Raw genomic sequence first — 16,185 nt, 5'->3', positions numbered from 1 at the left:
AGACCGAAAGGACCAGTGCAATGACTCAGTTCGATCCCAGTAACTTGCTCGCCGAGATCGAGGCCGATGACGCCGCCGAGGTGCAGGCGTTGGCCGAGCGGCAACGTCGGCGGCGGGAAGCGCTCGAACCGGCCGCGCAGCTGGCTGCCGAGATTGCGACCACGCGTGACCACTTCCTCGCCGAGGACCGCCAACGGCTGAGCCGGCTGGCGAAGTTGGTGAAGGAAGCCAAGAGGAACGGTGCACCCGCGGCCAAGCTCGACCAGTTCGACTTCGCGCCGCTGACCGCCCAGGCCCGCAGCGGCCGGGGCCGGTCCGGAGCGTCCAAGCCCCGCGCACGCCGGACCCCGGCCGCCGCGGAGAAGCCCGCCGAGCCCACGCAGGAAAGGAGCGAGCAGACGCCAGCGCCGGTGTCCATGGCCAGCTGACTACCGACCACAACCCACCCACGACAGGAGACACCATGAAACTCACCAAGACCGCCCACCGCGTCCTCGCCGGCAGCCTGGCCGCGGCGGCGCTTGCGGCTGGGGGCGTCACCCTCACCGAGGCGCCGGCCTCGGCCGGTGACATCCGCAACCGCACCTATCCCGGTTACATCCTCGGTCCGTTCGACACCAAGGAGCAGTGCGAGACAGCCCGAAGCGGGCCTAACGCCCTGGCGATGCTGACGATCTGCTGGCCGGACAAGGGCCGCTGGTACTACGGCGGTCAGGGCGCCTGACCCGACCGGCTCGCCGTCGACTCTCGGCGGCGGGCCGCAACTTGAAGGCCGGTGTCACCCGAACGGGTGGCACCGGCCTTGTGTTGTGCATCGGTGTCCGACGACGCTTCCCGGCAACAGCCTGGCGAAAGCTACGGATGGCCGTCGGCCAGTTGTTGGAGCTGCGCGTAGCGGCGGACGCCGACCTCTGCCGCGGTGACGAGAGCGGCCGCACGCCGGAAGTAGTGCTCGACGGTGTGCTCGCCCGGTACCGGAGTCCGGGCGGCGGTTAGCGCACCGCGCAGGATGGCCAGCAACATGCGTAGCCGTGGTTGCTCGCGCACGAGCTGGGAGCGCTCACTGGCCGGGTCGATCATCTCCGCGACGTCACCAGGCGCAGCCGCCACCGAGTCGAACGTAACGAGGTCCCGATCGAATGCCTCTAGAGGTTCGGGGTCCAGACGCAGCAACGCGTCGATGAGCTCCAGGAGCAGAACTTCCTGCACGGCCCGCGCAGGCCCGGGGGACGGCGTTGGGTGAGTGGTCATAGCTTCGATCATGCCGGTGATTTCGCCGCTCGCAACGCACAGCGCCGACCCGGGTTACCGGCCGCGGCCGGTATCGCGGTCCTCACCTCGTGTTCGTGGTCGCGTGTGTGCCGCGGTCGGACGTCCACCGCTGGTGCGCGTAGCGGTCACCGGCTCACGCACCGGGGTGTAGGCGCGACCAGCGTACTGGCGCTCAGTCGCTCCGATGGCAGCCCGAATCTGCGCGGCCTGGCGGGCGTGACCTTGGGCGGCCATGGCGTCGCTGATCGCCGCGCTGGTGGCCAGTACCTGCTTCATCACGGCGAGCCACAACAGGGTGGTGTCGTCGCGGCCAGCGGCCAGCATGGTCGCCGCGACCCGTCGCGCAGAGGTGCGGCTGCGCACCGCGGGTGCGCGAGTCGGGCGCCGATGCCCCGACACTGAACTCAGCGAGTCCGCGAGCCGGTTGAGGTGCACGGCATCAGCAGGGTTGGCGGTGCGCGCAGCAGCACCGACGGCGGCAGCAGTGTCGGCCGCCGCGGCGTGCCAGCCCCGTGAGGTCTTGTCGCTGACACCGGTCACGGTGCGCTCCCACCGACGCGCATCCTCGTGCGCACCACGCGCAGCATCCGGGGTGGCCTGCCGCGTGCCCGCGGCGTCGCTGCGGGTGCGCGCCCAGGCTGCGGCCGCCAACTTTCGATGGCTCTCGCTGTCGGGCCACCGGTCGCGCAGGTCTTTGAGCGCGAGGCCGTCGAGGTAGCTGGCGTTGCGCCAGATCGGTTTCCCGTCGGCGTCAGCGGCGATGCTCGGGCGCAGCGCGACAACGTAGCCGGTGACTTCGGTGGTGGAGCCTTTGGCGAAGCGTGGGCGCGCCAGCAGCTCGGGGTGGGCGCGCAGCGCAGCCGCGTAGTCGGCTTCGGTCGCCGCCGTGCGTGCGATCGGGGAGAGGAGGTCGCGCAGCCGCGCGGACACGTCAACGTCGTCGCCGGGAGCGGTTGTGCCGCGTTCAGTGGTCGCCGTGTCGGCGGTGCGCTCCTGCCCACTCGCGCGGGTATCGGAGTCGCGGCGGGTATGTGTGCCGGGGGCACGCTCGTCGGCGTGATCCCACGCCGAGCGCGCATCCGCACGGGACTTGTCGTCGTCGATCCAGCCCTCCCGCAGGCGGGGCAGCGAGAGGTCTTCGGCGAGCTTCTTCCCGCCGTGCATGACCGGCTGGCCGTGTTTGTTGGCGTACTCCGATGCGGGCAGTCCGACGCTGAATCCGGTGACCACGCTCGGATCGCTCTTGTCGTAGCGGGCCGAGCGGATCACCAGTCCGTCGGCGCGCACCAGACGCACGAACTCGGCCTCGCTCTCCGCGGCCGCGGCGGCGACCCGAACCCGGCGCGCCAGCATCACCGACGGAGCCTCAGCGATACGCGGCTCGGCCCCGTCGACACCGCGGGTGGCGGCATCTTGGGCGTGCGAGCGGCCGCGGGCTGCCATGTTCTTGGTGTAGCTCGACAGCATTTCCATGCCGTACTTGGATTCCAGATCACGGGCCACGCGTTGCGCGCGAGCGTAGTCGCCCTCGTTGCCGCCGCGGGTCGGGTGCGGTCGCCACTTGGCGACCACGCTGCCGTCATCACGCACCCGCGAGGCGGCGATGTGAATGTGGTCGCCGCCGTTCTTGGTCACCCCGTGGCGGATGGCGACCCAGCGTGCATCGGCAGCGTCTGGGTCGTCGAAACCCATGCCTTCCATGAAGTCGTGCGCGATCGCTGACCATGTCGCGTCGTCGAGCGCCGTAGCATCTGGCGGCAACGACAGCGAGCAGTGCCACACGTTCTCATCGCGGGTCGCCTCGGCGATCGCAGCTTTGCCTTTCACGCCGCGCTCCTGGGCGGCTTTGAGTGCGGCGGTGTCACGTCGGGTGACCTCGGTGCCGAACACCACCCGCGCCTCATCGAGTGCATGACCCAGCTCGTAGGCATCCCCGCGCTGCATCTCCGCACCGGCACCGCCAGCAGCGAACACTGCACCCGAGGACGCAGCAACCACATGCGGGTTGGTGTGCTCATTGGCCTTGCCGGGGCCGGCCAGATACATCACCAAACCCTGCATCCGGGCGCCCGAAGAGATAGCCGGAATCATCGGCATCTACACCGACCAGCCTTCACCCTCGGCGGCGGTGATCGGACCACTCGTGGCGCCGCGCTCGCCGTCGGTGTCGGGCTTCTTGGTCGCGGGAAACGACACCGCGAACACCGCACCGAACGCATCACGCACCCGATCCGAAGCCCGGTGCACCGCATCGACGGCGGCCTCGAAATCGGCCGGCACCGCACGCTCGGTATTAGCGTGCCGCGCGATCTGATTCATGTTCACCGCCAGCCCCGACAGCAGATTGCGGATGTCGGCGGCCTCCTTCCACGCCGCGACCTTCTCGGCGTGATTCACCGGCGCACCACCGGCAGGGGACAGGGCACCAGTGACCAACAGCCGTTGCACCGTCATGCCCGCCTCCTCGGCGCGGTTGCGCAACTCGGCATCCTCGGCCGGGCTTACCTTGACCACGATCCGCGCATCCCGGCCTCCGGGATGGTTGCGGCGACGTCGACGACCAAACGCGCGATGAGTGTTCTCTGACTCCGCCATCGCGTGTCCTCTCTGTGCATCGTTCCCGGCGTCCGCCGGTCAGCCCAGCGCAGCGACCCCACCCGTGGGGATCACCGCGCCGACCGCCGGTCTGTGTCCTCACCGTACCGACGACAGGGACGGTGAGCAAGGTTTAGGGCATCTAAACGATAACTTGCTCCCGCGAGCTCCCGCGAGGCGGGGCTTTTCGTTGCGAGCGCGCGTGCGCGCGGGGTTACCAAGTCCACGCGCAGCGTGGTCGCTTTCCGCCGCTGGGACAGCGGCCCACCGAGCGGAGGCTGGTGGCGAAACGTCGGCTGGGGACAGCAGAGGAGTGGGCGGTTGGTCGCCTCTCGGTGTCCGGCCGGCGGCCCGCCAGACCTCGCCGAAGAGAGAGTGTCGGGGCAGGCTCGTAGAGTGCTGCCATGACCGACTCCGCAGGTGCCGGGACCGACGATCCGTACCTACCGCTGGCGTTCTCGATGCACTCCACCCCGGGCGCGTACGCGGTCCTCGCCGGCGCCGGGGTCTCCTTCGACGCGGTACCGACCGCGTGGGAGATCGTGGTCGACCTCGCGCAGCGGATATGCCGTGTCCGCGGCGACGAAGCGGCCGCCCAGTCGTTAACCGGTGACACGGTCGAGGACTGGTTCGCCGCGACCTTCGGCAAGCCGCTGACCTACGGCGGCATCCTCGCCGAGGTCGCGCCGGCACCGCACGAGCGAGGCGCGGTCCTACGCGAGTTCTTCGAACCCGCCGACACCACCGACGCCGCGGTGTTACCCGAACCGACCGCCGCACACCGGGCGATCGCGCGACTGGTCGCCGACGGCACCGTGCGAGTGATCGTGACGATGAACTTCGACCACCTCTTCGAGACGGCGCTGCGCGAAGTCGGCGTCGAACCGGTCGTCGTGGCCACCGACAGCGCCGCGCAAGGATTGCCACCACTGCACACCGTTGAGTGCTGCGTGGTGCACCTGCACGGCAGCTACCGCGACGCCAGCTCCATGCTCAACACCGACGACGAACTCGGCACCTACAAGCCACACATGCACGCGCTGTTGCGTGACATCGTGTCCTCGCACGGACTTCTGATCGCCGGGTGGTCCGCGCAATGGGACCACGCCCTGCGCGACACACTGCGCGGCCACTACCGACCCTTCTACACCTCCGCATGGATCAACCCGAGCCCGCTGCGCGGCGATGCTCGAGAAGTCGCGACCGCCCTCGGTGCGCGAGCTTTCGAGGCGACTGCCGACGAAGCATTCCCCCGACTAGCCGACGCGGTGAGCGCGATGCGCACCCGCAGGGCGCGTCACCCAATGACCGCCGCGGTGATCGTCGACCGCATCAAACGCGAGCTGGCCGGCGCACAGCCAGCCATCACCGCCCACGACACCTTCGCCGCCGAGACCGGCCGCCTGGAAGGACTCGACGCGCTCAACCTCACCCAGTTCCACCTCAAAGACCGCAGCGAATACGACACACTGGTAGCTCAGATCGACGAGGGTTGCACCGTGCCGGTGGCCGCGACAGCAACCCTGGCCCGGTGGGGAACCGCCGACACCGATCGGTGGTGGCTACCCGTCATCGAGCAGTGGGCACACGTTACCCGTGCCAGTGGCCACACCAAGGCGCTCGAACTACCCACGCTGGTCGCCACCCGCCTGGTCTACGCCGCCGCCCTCGGCGCGATCGCCGGCAACCGCTACGACACCCTCGTGCGGACCTTCACCGTGACAACAGTCGACGACCGACTGAACAGATCCCTGCTCGCCCTCACCGACTGGGCGCGGCAACACAGTGACACCAGCGACAGCGCGCAACGCACCGCCATGCGCGACGGATTCAACGAAACTGTGCGGGAAGCACTCGGCCTCAGCCAGGGACGGTTCGACACCCTTTGGCAGGAATTCGAGGTGCTCCGCATGACCACGCAGATCATGACCGCCCAACACTTCCGCGCTCACCAAACCCGCGCCGCAGAGCCTCTGGCCGCCGAACAAGCGGCCCGCTCCCACGACCCAGATAGCGACCATCACCGCCGCACTGTTGGTGAACTCGTGGAGGCGCTGCGCCCGCTAGCGGCCATGGCCACCAGCTACCGCCCGCACATCGAAATGCTGGACACCATGCACCGCGCCGGCGGTAGGGAACGCTGGATCAGCCCCATCGCCCAACGCCTCATCGAGCGCCCCGACCGCGAACTCATCGACGCTCTCGGAACGTTCGTGGACGACAACTACCCCGCGCACCGCGCATCGGCGGTCGCTGTGGCACTACGCGCAACGGCGGCATGCCTCGACCAGCTCGCCGACCAAGCCAGCCACCACACCCGCACCCGAGCGCCGCTCGTGGCGGCAATCCTCCCAAACGAAGTGTGGCTCGACGACGAAACGCGAACCTGACCACCCAGCACGGGCAGGTCGGTCAGCGTTCGCGGCCCTCAGACCCTCGGTCATAGCCGCCCCCGCGACGGCGGTCGCTACTCGGCGCCGCCCGCGTACCTGACGTGGGGGAGCGTCGAGAGGTCCCGCGGCCGGCGATCCGAGCCGCGCGCTGCGCGGCGCTCTCCTCCGACTGCGGTGCGGTACGGCCGAAGGTGGCGGCGGTATCGCCGCGGCGTTTGTGCTCGATCATGGCGGCGAAGATGTCCGCTGAGCGGTGCGCGTCGCGTGCACCCTCGGTCGCGCTCAGCGCTCCGGGCGGCGTCTGTCCGAGGCGGTACACGCCGGGGCGCAAAGCCTCGGTGAGGTAGCTGGAATCGACGGTGGCCATCGCGACGTGGCGGGCAGCGTGTACGGCGGACGCATCAACGCGTCGCCAGTCGATCTCCCAACCCGCTGATTGAAGGTAGCGGTGGAAGAACACCCGTTGGGTGCGTGAGTTGCCGTCACGAAATGGGTGCACTCCGGTCAGCTCACCCCAATGATCGGCGACGGTAGCAATCGCAGAGTCGCGGTCGCGGGCAGACGGACGGCGGCGGTCGATCGCGGTGAACACTCGTCGCAGCTCGCCGTCGAGGAACTCCGCCCGGCAATGCACCATGCCCATGGCCGTAGTCTCCTCTCCGCGGCGCCGCGGTTGACCCGCCCACGGGTAGACGTCTTGGAGGATGTAGGCGTGCAGGGCTTGTAGGTGAGCGAAGTCAAAGCTGCCGGTGACCAGATCCGGATGCTCGTCGAGTTCGCTGACTCGCAAGTACGCCGCACGGCGCTCGTAGTCGCGTAGGTCCTCAGCATGAGTGAGGCCGGGCAGGTTCTCAGGTACCTGCCCGGCCTCGGGGTCGTGTGATGTCACGGCCGCGTCGTCAGCTCCGACGTCGGCGAAACTCATCGCGCAGCTGCGCCAACTCCTCATCGACCGTCGACTCACCGCGCAGCACACGACGCGCAGCGTCGACATCCGCGGCGGTTGGCGGCATGCCGGCCATAACGTGGCCGGCGGTAGCAGCGGCCAGGACCTCGTCCTCGGTGCGCGTCTGGCGGGTGTGCGGTGCAGCCATGTCAGACCTCCTCATCAACAGTGATTCTACGTGCCCGGGCGGTGCTGATCAGGGTGTGCAGTTCGTGCGCGCGTAGCTAACGCGACCGCTTCGGCGATCGCCTCGCTGTCGGTGAACTCACCGCGCGCGTCGCGAGTCAGGAACTCGATGTCCTCACGTTGCGGGCACCAACCGTCGAGAACGTTGTTGTCGATCGCTTGCACTACTCCGCGGATCTGAGTGTCGGTGAGACCGTCGAATAGCTCCGGCCAGCGCGTGATCCATCTCGAATCGGTCATCGCAAGCGCTCCATTGTCGTGGCCTCGCGTCAGACCGACGAGAGGATGACAGCGTAGATGATTGCGAGAACGCCGAGACCGGCCGCGGCCCGGTAAATGGGTTGGGGGTCACGTACTTTGCTCTGCCATTGTCCGAACAGGGTGAGTCCAACCCCAATGAGCAACAGCACAATCGCGGGGCCAAGGATGATCAGCGTGGGCATGGACACTCTCTATCAGTGGGGTCTGTCAAAACAGGGCGATTTGCTCGCGGGCGGCGACTTCGGCGGCGCGTTGGTGGGCTTGGTCGGCGGCGAGTTTGACGGTGGCCTCGGGCAGTGCGAGGTCGTGGGCGATGTCTGTCCAGCTGCGGCCGTGCTCGCGCATGTCGGCGGCGAGGTCCTGGATTTCGCGGTCCTGGGCGTGGGGGTCGTCGTCGGTCATCGCGGCGTGCCTTTCTGTTCAGATGCCACGTGTGCGGTGGGTGTTCGGTTAGAAGAGGGCTCGATAGCCGAGGCGGCCGAGGGTGGACTCCGACAGCCATTTGTCCGGCGGTTCACCTGTGCTGTCGAGCTGGTAGCAGGTGTCGTAGTGGTCGTCGCCTTCGGCGAGCACCGTTCCGGTGTCGTCTGCCCACATGACATGCAGCACGTCGAGGTCGAAGGGAACCAGGCCGAGCACGAGGATGCCCCGGACTATTGGCGCGGGTTGACGTACCTGCCAACAGGTACTCCCGGGCAGGAATTGCAGGTCCGGGTAGTCGACGTCGTGCAGGGTAGGTTGCATTTCGAGCAGCTGCGCGGTGCCCTTACAGCGCCGCCACGGCTGGCTGGTCTCGCGCATGCATCGGCAGTCGGGGTGGGTGCACGCGCGGGTGTCGTTGGCCGCGGAGTGGTGTGCGGCAGCGGAGTGGTGTGCGGCAGCGAGATGACCGCATAGCCAGCACAGGTCGACATCGGTGTCGATGGTGTTGGTGTCGGACATCGCGGTGTTCTTTCCGTTTCAGATGCGGGCGAGGGTGTCGCGGATGGCCAGCCACCGGGTTTCGGCGGTCTGCTGGTGTCCGGTGAGGGCCGTCCAGTGGCCGGCGAGTTCGGCGGTGGGGCGCTCGGCAGTCACTTGGGTCATGCGGGCCAGTAGTGCGCGGTAGCCGCGGCGGTACCAGCCGTCGATGAGGGCGGCGGCGAGGTGGGGCAGGTCGGCACTGTCGGCGACGGGGCGGCCGTGTCGGGGGGAGGCGATTTCGAGCATGACGCTGCGGGTGCGGGTGGTCTGTCCTCGATCGGCTAAACGCGCATTGACCAGCACGGGTGTGGCGGGGCTACCTTCGTCGAGCAGGGTCACGACGGTGTCGAAGACGTCTTGATGCACGGCGCTGAGGAACACCACACTGCCGGCGGGAAGGACGGTGGTGGTGGTGGTGTGGGCGTCGCGGTCGGCGCGCGAGCCGATCAGCGCTTCGACGACCTGGCGGGCGCGGGCCGGTGGTGCCCACAGCAATGCGGTGAGCATGTCCAGTTCCAGGGCGAGGGTGTTGTCGAACTCGGCGGTGTCCTCTCCGACAGCTCCGGTGAGGGTGAGGTCGTCACCGCTGGCAACGGTTTCCAGTTCGGGCAGCGGTTCGATCGCGGTGGCCGGCGGTTGCGGCACATCAACGGGTGCGACCTCGGGGTTCTCGGCCATGGCGATCACCTGCTGTCTCCTTGTCGTCTCAGTGGTTAGGCGACGTCGCTACGGACGCCGGTGAGGTCTTCGTGTGCCCACTGTTCGCATTGGGCGGCCAGTTCGGCGAGCTCGTCGCCGTAGCGGGGATCACCCTCGGCGTAGGCGCGTTCAGACTTCGCCCAGTAGGCCACGGCACGCTGCGCGTAATCGGTGGTGTTGGTCATGACGAGGACTCCTGTTCTCTTCATGCGGCGACCGCGAGTGCCTTGACCCGGTCGGGGCGGAATCCGGACCAGTGTTCGTCTCCGGCAACGACAACGGGGGCTTGCAGGTAACCCAGGCTCATCACGTAGTCGCGTGCAGTGTCGTCGGTGCTGATGTCGACCACCTGGTAGTCAAGGCCCTGCTTGTCGAGGGCTTTGTAGGTGGCGTTGCACTGCACGCATGCGGGCTTGGTGTAGACGGTGATCGTGGTGTTCTCGCTCATGGCGTCGGCCCTTCTCTGGTGTCGTCGCGAGTGCTTGTCTGTGCATCTATTGTATCGCGTATTATGGTGTCGTGCAACCGTTTTCGCTGTTCACAGGATGTTTTCAGGGTGTCTGGTGGTGGTGCTTTCCCTGATATCTGCCGCCCATACGCCCAGGCGGGGTGGGTCAATGAAGTGCAGGGAAGAAGTCGCCGCGAAATAAGCGGCGCCGAGCGCCAGCGAGGCAGAGCGCGTGGCGAGTTGTTGCCGAAGCGGAATTGACGCGGTCCGGTTGGGCGCCATGACAATTCGGCAGGTCAGGCAAAGCCCCGGCGGTGGGCCACCGATGTCACACCTGGCCACTGGGCAGCGGGTGTGTCTGAAATGTGGGTCAGGACAGGGGAAAGGGTAGGGGTGTGCACATCGGGGGAGTTCGCACCCCTGCCCTTTCCGTCCTGTGAGGTGCGGGCCTGGTGAGGTTGTGTGGCAACGCCCGGTAGGTCCGCTCGGCCACGATAGCAAAGATCGGGTTTGCTGTCCGCGCTCGACGAGACCCCTGGGGACACGGTGGAGCGCCGCCAGGGGCAGGGAGGGAAGGGGAGGGGAATGTGCGGCGTTCTGGGGGGAGCTCGCGCCCTCCCCTTCCGTCCTGGAAGGGGCGAGTCATGGTTGATGTGGCAACACAGTGATTCGCGAGCAACACGTTAGCAAGCGCAGTGGTGTGCTGTCTGCGGATGCACGGTGTGGGGTGTGCCACTCGCGGGGGTGGGCACGCTGGGCGGTGGGCGTGGCGCGAAGCGCCTGCGGTGCTTGGCGGTTCGATGCCCGAAGCACCGGACCCGCCCCGCCTGCGCGGGGTGGGCCCGGGCTCGGAAGTCAGGCCGTGGCGGCGTCCTCGGCGCTCTCGGCGGCCGCGTCGGCGCGGCGGTGGCCTTGGAGTTCGGGGTAGGGCACGGTGTGGCGGATCATGCGGCCGCCGAACGGTGCCGGTGTTTCGACGCTGACAGTCTTTGTGTTGGTGCGCAGCACGGGCGTCCATCCGTGGTGACGGATCTTGACCAGGTCACCGGCGGTGATGGTGTCGGGACTGTAGTCGCCGGCCTGGCCGTCGGCGATCTGGGCGGTACGCACGTCTGTCCAGTAAGTGATGTTCGCGGCGCGTTCGGCCATGCGGGCAATGATGCGGTCGCGGTACTCACCGGTGGCGGCGGTGGTCTTCTCGGTGTGCTTGACGCCTCGGCCGTCGGTGAACAGGGTTCGGGTGTGCCCGTCGAGGGCGCGCTGATCGGCGCGCTGCTCGGCTTCGAGTTTCTGGATCCGGTTCGCCACGGTGACCGGGCTGTACCGGAGTTCGGTCGTGCGGGCGGCGGATTCGGCACGTTGGGAGGCGTGGTCGGCGTCGCGGTCGGCAGCGACGGCTTTACCGAGGGCAGTGTGTGCCCGGTCGATCGCGCGGCGGTGCCGGCCTTCGCTATGGTGGCCGACCTTGACCGGCTCTCCGCCTGGGGGCAGCGCCTCGGTGGCGCGTTGCTCGGCCGACCAGGCGGCCTCGGCGTCGGCGGCGCGGCGGCCGGCCTTGTTCTCGAGTGCGGCGACACGCTCGGCCTGACGCGCGGCTCGGTCGGCTTCGGCCTGGGCGGGGTCGCGGTGGCTGCGGTCGATCTCGACGGTGACGGTGTGGCCGGCCTCCTCCAACGCGCGGGCGGCGCGGCTGATCTTGTGCTCGTTGGGCTGGCGGTCACGGCTGGACTGAATGCCCATCAGGCCGAGCGAACGAAACCAGCGAAACCCGTTCGCCTTCAACAGTTCGTAGGTGCCGTCACCTCGGATCATGCCGTCGGCGAGGGTGCCGTCGGCGGCGGTGTGGGTGATCGTGATCTCGGTCATGGCGTGGTTTCTCCTTCGGTGTGGTGGGTGAGGGTTAGGCGGTGGTGTGGGTGGTGAGGTCGGTCAGGCGCAGCGCGGCGGCGATGGCGGTTCCGGCGTCGTTGATGCGGTAGGTGGAGATGTGTTCGCCTCGGTGGGTTAGGCCGCGATCCTCGGGCAAGGCGAGGAGGCAGAACTGGCCGCTGTGCAGGCGGTTGTAGTCGAGGGTGGTGACGTCGACGGCGGCCAGGAGCTCGGCGAGGTGGTCGTTGTCGGCGAGGAGTTCGCGGGTGACGGTTTGGACGGCGGCGGGGGAGTAGTGGCGTTCGACGTTCACGCCGTCGCAGCCGTAGCGGACCATCTCGGGCAGCTGGTCGGTGCTGATGGCCACGAGTCGGTCGGGCAGGGTGTCGTAGCTGTCGGTCATGCCGTTGAACGAGGCGGACCGGAAGCCGTCGACCACCGCCTTGACCTCGGATTCGCGGGGGCCGTCGGTCCACGAGACGCCGATCCAGGCCGAGCCGGTGCCCCGGCCCTGGCGTACGGAGAACTTCACGCCGGGCCAGCTCGCCCGCAGGGTCTTGCGCATGATGGCGGCGGTCTCTTTGGTGCTGTAGCTGACGGTCATTGGTGACCCCTTCCCGTTGTGAGTGCTGGTTTGCGTTTGCACCGGCCATCTCTTCGCCGACGCGAGTGGGCCGCCAGGGTCACAGCGACAAAAGTCATCCGGGCCGGAGGCCTGTAACCCGTAGGGCGGATTAGTTTTTCGCTGTGCGCCCTTGCGGCACGGGAGTGGCGGTAAGAGAATGAGCGGGGCAACGCAAACCAACTCAGCCCGAAGGGCCCGGGGCGCGGCGTAGCCGCTTCCGATCAGGTGACGGCGCAGCCGGCAGACAGACCGCGACCAGTCGCGTTCGGTGACCTCATTTCGGGAACGCGGGCACACCGGACGCAACCAGGCAGACGTGGATCTCAATGCGGGAAGGCAAGCCCGCTTCGTCGAGATCAGTCGTCTTGTCGCCTGCATCGATGTGTGTCAATATTTACGTGTGTCGAATAAGAATCTCCTGCTGCCACCGGGCCGCGGCCTCAGTAGCGTCGAGACCGGGGCTGTCACCCCACTGCTGAAGGCGCTTGCGGATCCGGTTCGGCTGCGGTTGCTGTCGGAGGTCGCTGCGCATCCGGGCGGCGAGGCGTGCGTGTGCGACATCTCGGGACCGTTCGAGCTGTCGCAGCCGACGATCTCGCATCACCTGAAGGTGCTGCGCCAGGCGGGTCTGGTGACCAGCGAGCGCCGCGCGACCTGGGTGTACTACCGCGTGAACACCGAAGCGCTGCAACAACTGTCGGACCTGCTGCGGGATCTCGCCACGGTCGTGGGGGAAACGCGGTCGTGTGAGGCGGACCAGTGACCGCCACCGACACCGCGGTCGCGGGCAAGTTGTCGACGCTGGACCGGTTTCTGCCGGTGTGGATCGGCGCCGCGATGGTCGCCGGACTGCTGCTCGGTCGAGTCGTCCCCGGCCTGGGTGACACTTTGGCGGCGGTCGAACTCGACGGCATCTCGCTGCCGATCGCCCTCGGACTGCTGATCATGATGTATCCGGTGCTGGCCAAGGTGCGCTACGACCGACTCGACTCGGTCACCGGCGATCGTCGCCTGCTGCTGGGATCGCTGCTGCTGAACTGGATCGTCGGACCCGCGTTGATGTTCGCGCTGGCCTGGCTCCTGCTCCCCGACCTACCGGAGTACCGGACCGGACTGATCATCGTCGGTCTGGCCCGATGCATCGCGATGGTCATCATCTGGAACGACCTGGCCTGCGGCGACCGCGAAGCCGCGGCCGTCCTCGTCGCACTCAACTCGGTGTTCCAGGTAATCATGTTCGCCGTGCTGGGCTGGTTCTACCTCTCGGTGCTACCCGGATGGCTCGGCCTGGAACAGACCACCATCGACACCTCGCCGTGGCAGATCGCGAAATCGGTCCTGATCTTCCTCGGAATCCCCCTGGTCGCCGGCTATTTGACCCGCCGCATCGGCGAGCGAACCAAAGGCCGCGACTGGTACGAATCCTCGTTCCTCCCGCGACTCGGTCCGTGGGCCCTCTACGGGCTGCTCTTCACCATCGTCATCCTGTTCGCCTTACAGGGCGAACAGATCACCTCGCAACCCTGGGACGTCGTGCGGATCGCGCTCCCGCTGCTGATCTACTTCGCGGTTATGTGGGGCGGCGGATTCGTCCTCGGCGCCGCGATGGGGCTCGGTTACGAACGCACCACCACGCTCGCGTTCACCGCCGCCGGCAACAACTTCGAACTCGCGATAGCCGTCGCGATCGCCACCTACGGTGCAACCTCCGGCCAGGCCCTGGCCGGAGTCATCGGCCCACTCATCGAAGTGCCCGTCCTCGTTGCCCTCGTCTACGTGTCCCTGGCACTGCGGAAACGCTTCACCAGCCCGACCACCGCCTCCAGCCCAGATGTATCGAAGGAGCCCGTTCCCGATGCCTGAGAATGTGTTGAACGGGCAACTGAGTCGCGGCGAACACCGCGCCCAACCCGAGCTGTTGATGCCCCATACCGTGCTCGCCCGCACTGCCGCTGACCTGGCCGCCAAGTACGAGGGTGTGGTGTCTCGCCAGACGGTGGAACGCTGTGTGTTTGAGTCCTACACCGCGTTACGGCGCACCTCCCGGGTGCACGCACATCTGACGACCTTGGCGGGACGATTCGCGGCTGATCGGTTACGCGCCCTGGCCCAGGCGGCGGGGGCGGTACCCAAGGATGTGCCCGAGGTTCTCTTCGTCTGCGTGCAGAACGCCGGCCGCTCGCAGATGGCCGCCGGATTGTTGACCCACCACGCGGCCGGGCGGGTACACGTGCGCTCAGCCGGATCGGCACCCGCGCACTCGATCAACCCGACCGTCGTCGAAGCAATGACCGAGATCGGCGTCGACTTGGGCACGCAGTACCCCAAACCGCTCACCGACGATGTAGTCGCCGCCGCCGACGTGGTGGTGTCGATGGGCTGCGGCGACGCGTGCGCGATCTATCCCGGCAAACGCTATCTGGACTGGACGGTCTCAGACCCCCAGGGCCGTCCCCTCGACGAGGTTCGCGCGATCCGCGACGACCTTGACGCCCGAGTTCGTGCTCTTCTCACCGAACTCACCACCGAACGTGTGTGACGTATCTGATGTTCCTTCACAGCTGAAAGGGCTTGTGTCTCATGTCTTCCTCTCGGCCTAGTGTGCTGTTTGTGTGTGTCCACAACGCTGGCCGATCGCAGATGGCCGCAGGCTTCCTCACCGCCTTGAGCCAGGGCAGGGTCGAGGTCCGCTCCGCCGGATCAGCCCCAGCTGACTCGATCAACCCGGCCGCTGTCGAGGCGATGGCCGAAGCCGGTATCGACATCTCCGCACAGTCACCGAGAATCTTCACCCCCGACACCGTCGAATCCTCCGACGTGGTGATCACCATGGGCTGTGGCGATGCATGCCCGGTGTTCCCCGGCGTCAGCTACCGGGACTGGGCCCTCGACGACCCAGCCGGCCAAGGCATCGACGCGGTCCGCCCGATCCGCGATCAGATCCGCGGACTCGTCGCGGACCTGCTCAACGAACTGGTACCCGCCGATCAGCAGGTCGGCCAGTGAGCACACCACCGCAGGTGCTGTTCGTGTGCGTGTCCAACCGCGGCAAATCGGTGATGGCCGAACACCTCACACCGACAGTCACCGACCGGATCACCCCGTCCTCGGCCGGCACCAGCGCGAAAATCGGCGGCCAGGTCAACGAGCTGTCCGCCCAGGTACTCGCCGAAGTCGGCGCCGACGTCGCCGGACATCAACCGCGCCAACTGACCGACGACCTAATGCAAGCTGCGGACCTCGTCGTGGTGGTCGGCACCGCCGACGTCACCCCACCCGACGGCGTCGCCCTCGAGGTGTGGAACACCGACGAACCCTCCGAACGGGGCATCGACGGTATCGAACGGATGCGGCTGATCCGCGACGACATCACCAACCGGATCCGCACCCTCGCCGACCGCATCGCACGGTAGGCGAGAGCGCGAGCCGCGACCCCTCAGCAGCAGGCCGTGCGCTCCTGAGCCGGTTCGGCGGCGTTGCCGCCGCAGCACACCGAACCCTGCTCGGCGCCATCAACAGCGTTCTGCTCCAACACTTTCGGGCTGGTGCCGAAAGTGTCGGAATCAGCCAGCACGGTGTAGACCTCCCACTTCTCCTTCGCCGGCCCGGTCACCCACACCTTGTCCTGCGTCGCGAAACAACAGGTGGAGTTGATCTCCTCCTGCGTGAACAGGCCCTCGCCGGACAGGCGGGCGATCTCAGCGTGCACCTTCTCGCTGGACTCCACCTCGACGCCGAGATGGTTGATCGTGCCGCCCTGGCCGGGATTCTCCAGCAGGACCAGCTTCAGTGGCGGCTCGACGATCGCGAAGTTGGCGTATCCCGGCTTGCGCTTGGCCGGGGTGGTGCTGAACAGCTTGGAGTAGAACTCGATCGCGGTATCGAGATCATCGACATTGAGCGCGAGCTGCATACGGGACATGACCAT

General features: G+C 67.5%; 23 protein-coding genes. 8 read left to right on the top strand and 15 right to left on the bottom strand.

The window, feature by feature from the left end; all coding sequences use genetic code 11:
- The first annotated feature begins 20 nt into the window (after positions 1–20).
- Positions 21–428: a hypothetical protein gene (locus KTR9_RS25425; protein ID WP_014928834.1), complete on the top strand. Its 408-nt coding sequence runs from the start codon at positions 21–23 to the stop codon at positions 426–428.
- 35 nt (positions 429–463) lie between these two features.
- Positions 464–724: a hypothetical protein gene (locus KTR9_RS25420; protein WP_014928833.1), complete on the top strand. Its 261-nt coding sequence runs from the start codon at positions 464–466 to the stop codon at positions 722–724.
- Positions 725–855: 131 nt separating this feature from the next.
- Here the strand turns inward: KTR9_RS25420 and KTR9_RS25415 are convergent, their stop codons facing one another.
- From KTR9_RS25415 to KTR9_RS25405, 3 genes are read right to left on the bottom strand one after another with little or no spacing between them, the layout of a single operon-like run.
- Positions 856–1,251, bottom strand: a complete 396-nt coding sequence (locus tag KTR9_RS25415; RefSeq protein WP_238554172.1) for a hypothetical protein — start codon at positions 1,249–1,251, stop codon at positions 856–858.
- 54 nt (positions 1,252–1,305) lie between these two features.
- A complete protein-coding gene (locus KTR9_RS25410; RefSeq protein ID WP_238554171.1) occupies positions 1,306–3,318 on the bottom strand; it encodes a relaxase/mobilization nuclease domain-containing protein in 2,013 nt (670 codons plus the stop codon).
- Positions 3,319–3,369: 51 nt separating this feature from the next.
- The gene (locus KTR9_RS25405; protein WP_014928830.1) at positions 3,370–3,867 is read right to left on the bottom strand and encodes a plasmid mobilization protein; all 498 of its coding nucleotides are present in this window, start codon (positions 3,865–3,867) and stop codon (positions 3,370–3,372) included.
- Positions 3,868–4,271: 404 nt separating this feature from the next.
- Here KTR9_RS25405 and KTR9_RS26625 point away from each other — a divergent pair, with 404 nt between their 5' ends.
- Complete coding sequence (locus KTR9_RS26625) at positions 4,272–6,257, top strand: SIR2 family protein (RefSeq protein WP_014928829.1); 1,986 nt, start codon at positions 4,272–4,274, stop codon at positions 6,255–6,257.
- Positions 6,258–6,279: 22 nt separating this feature from the next.
- On the opposite strand, the gene KTR9_RS25395 is transcribed toward KTR9_RS26625, so the two are convergent.
- The 11 genes from KTR9_RS25395 to KTR9_RS25355 all read right to left on the bottom strand — a co-directional run bounded on the left by KTR9_RS25395 (position 6,280) and on the right by KTR9_RS25355 (position 12,236).
- Positions 6,280–7,149 (bottom strand): Fic/DOC family protein, encoded by an 870-nt coding sequence (locus KTR9_RS25395; protein WP_014928828.1) that lies wholly within the window; start codon positions 7,147–7,149, stop codon positions 6,280–6,282.
- A 10-nt stretch (positions 7,150–7,159) separates the two neighbouring features.
- On the bottom strand, positions 7,160–7,354 hold the full coding sequence (locus tag KTR9_RS25390; protein WP_083889043.1) for an antitoxin VbhA family protein: 195 nt from the start codon (positions 7,352–7,354) through the stop codon (positions 7,160–7,162).
- 26 nt (positions 7,355–7,380) lie between these two features.
- Positions 7,381–7,632, bottom strand: a complete 252-nt coding sequence (locus KTR9_RS25385; RefSeq protein WP_044508634.1) for a hypothetical protein — start codon at positions 7,630–7,632, stop codon at positions 7,381–7,383.
- Positions 7,633–7,661: 29 nt separating this feature from the next.
- On the bottom strand, positions 7,662–7,835 hold the full coding sequence (locus KTR9_RS27655) for a hypothetical protein (RefSeq protein ID WP_158409767.1): 174 nt from the start codon (positions 7,833–7,835) through the stop codon (positions 7,662–7,664).
- Between the two features lie 25 nt (positions 7,836–7,860).
- Positions 7,861–8,055, bottom strand: a complete 195-nt coding sequence (locus tag KTR9_RS25380; RefSeq protein ID WP_044508632.1) for a hypothetical protein — start codon at positions 8,053–8,055, stop codon at positions 7,861–7,863.
- 48 nt (positions 8,056–8,103) lie between these two features.
- Entirely contained in the window at positions 8,104–8,595 is a 492-nt protein-coding gene (locus KTR9_RS25375) for a hypothetical protein (protein ID WP_044508630.1), read from the bottom strand.
- A gap of 18 nt (positions 8,596–8,613) precedes the next feature.
- Positions 8,614–9,303: a hypothetical protein gene (locus KTR9_RS25370; RefSeq protein WP_014928824.1), complete on the bottom strand. Its 690-nt coding sequence runs from the start codon at positions 9,301–9,303 to the stop codon at positions 8,614–8,616.
- 26 nt (positions 9,304–9,329) lie between these two features.
- Positions 9,330–9,500 carry a hypothetical protein gene (locus KTR9_RS27790; protein ID WP_014928823.1) on the bottom strand — a complete coding sequence of 57 codons (171 nt, stop codon included), beginning with the start codon at positions 9,498–9,500 and terminating at the stop codon, positions 9,330–9,332.
- A gap of 20 nt (positions 9,501–9,520) precedes the next feature.
- Positions 9,521–9,763: a glutaredoxin-like protein NrdH gene (nrdH, locus tag KTR9_RS25365; RefSeq protein WP_014928822.1), complete on the bottom strand. Its 243-nt coding sequence runs from the start codon at positions 9,761–9,763 to the stop codon at positions 9,521–9,523.
- 855 nt (positions 9,764–10,618) lie between these two features.
- Positions 10,619–11,629 (bottom strand): DUF3560 domain-containing protein, encoded by a 1,011-nt coding sequence (locus KTR9_RS25360; RefSeq protein WP_014928821.1) that lies wholly within the window; start codon positions 11,627–11,629, stop codon positions 10,619–10,621.
- Between the two features lie 34 nt (positions 11,630–11,663).
- Complete coding sequence (locus KTR9_RS25355; protein WP_044508629.1) at positions 11,664–12,236, bottom strand: LPD29 domain-containing protein; 573 nt, start codon at positions 12,234–12,236, stop codon at positions 11,664–11,666.
- 421 nt (positions 12,237–12,657) lie between these two features.
- Between KTR9_RS25355 and KTR9_RS25350 the strand changes: the two genes are divergently transcribed.
- From KTR9_RS25350 to KTR9_RS25330, 5 genes are read left to right on the top strand one after another with little or no spacing between them, the layout of a single operon-like run.
- Positions 12,658–13,020, top strand: coding sequence for an ArsR/SmtB family transcription factor (locus KTR9_RS25350; RefSeq protein WP_044508627.1), 363 nt, complete (start codon positions 12,658–12,660; stop codon positions 13,018–13,020).
- On the top strand, positions 13,017–14,120 hold the full coding sequence (gene arsB, locus KTR9_RS25345) for an ACR3 family arsenite efflux transporter (RefSeq protein WP_014928818.1): 1,104 nt from the start codon (positions 13,017–13,019) through the stop codon (positions 14,118–14,120). The genes KTR9_RS25350 and arsB overlap by 4 nt, the downstream gene beginning before the upstream one ends.
- Positions 14,113–14,796, top strand: coding sequence for an arsenate reductase ArsC (locus KTR9_RS25340; RefSeq protein WP_014928817.1), 684 nt, complete (start codon positions 14,113–14,115; stop codon positions 14,794–14,796). Before arsB ends, KTR9_RS25340 begins: the two co-directional genes overlap by 8 nt.
- A gap of 41 nt (positions 14,797–14,837) precedes the next feature.
- Positions 14,838–15,263, top strand: a complete 426-nt coding sequence (locus KTR9_RS25335) for an arsenate reductase ArsC (protein ID WP_044508625.1) — start codon at positions 14,838–14,840, stop codon at positions 15,261–15,263.
- Positions 15,260–15,670, top strand: coding sequence for an arsenate-mycothiol transferase ArsC (locus tag KTR9_RS25330; protein WP_014928815.1), 411 nt, complete (start codon positions 15,260–15,262; stop codon positions 15,668–15,670). Before KTR9_RS25335 ends, KTR9_RS25330 begins: the two co-directional genes overlap by 4 nt.
- Before the next feature lie 23 nt (positions 15,671–15,693).
- Here the strand turns inward: KTR9_RS25330 and KTR9_RS25325 are convergent, their stop codons facing one another.
- Positions 15,694–16,179 carry an ArsI/CadI family heavy metal resistance metalloenzyme gene (locus tag KTR9_RS25325; RefSeq protein ID WP_193363307.1) on the bottom strand — a complete coding sequence of 162 codons (486 nt, stop codon included), beginning with the start codon at positions 16,177–16,179 and terminating at the stop codon, positions 15,694–15,696.
- Between the last annotated feature and the right edge of the window lie 6 nt (positions 16,180–16,185).

The organism is Gordonia sp. KTR9 (assembly GCF_000143885.2).
Taxonomy (GTDB): Bacteria; Actinomycetota; Actinomycetes; order Mycobacteriales; family Mycobacteriaceae; genus Gordonia.
The sequence above is the reverse complement of the archived record's forward strand: the minus strand, read 5'-3'. Positions and strand labels throughout refer to the sequence as shown.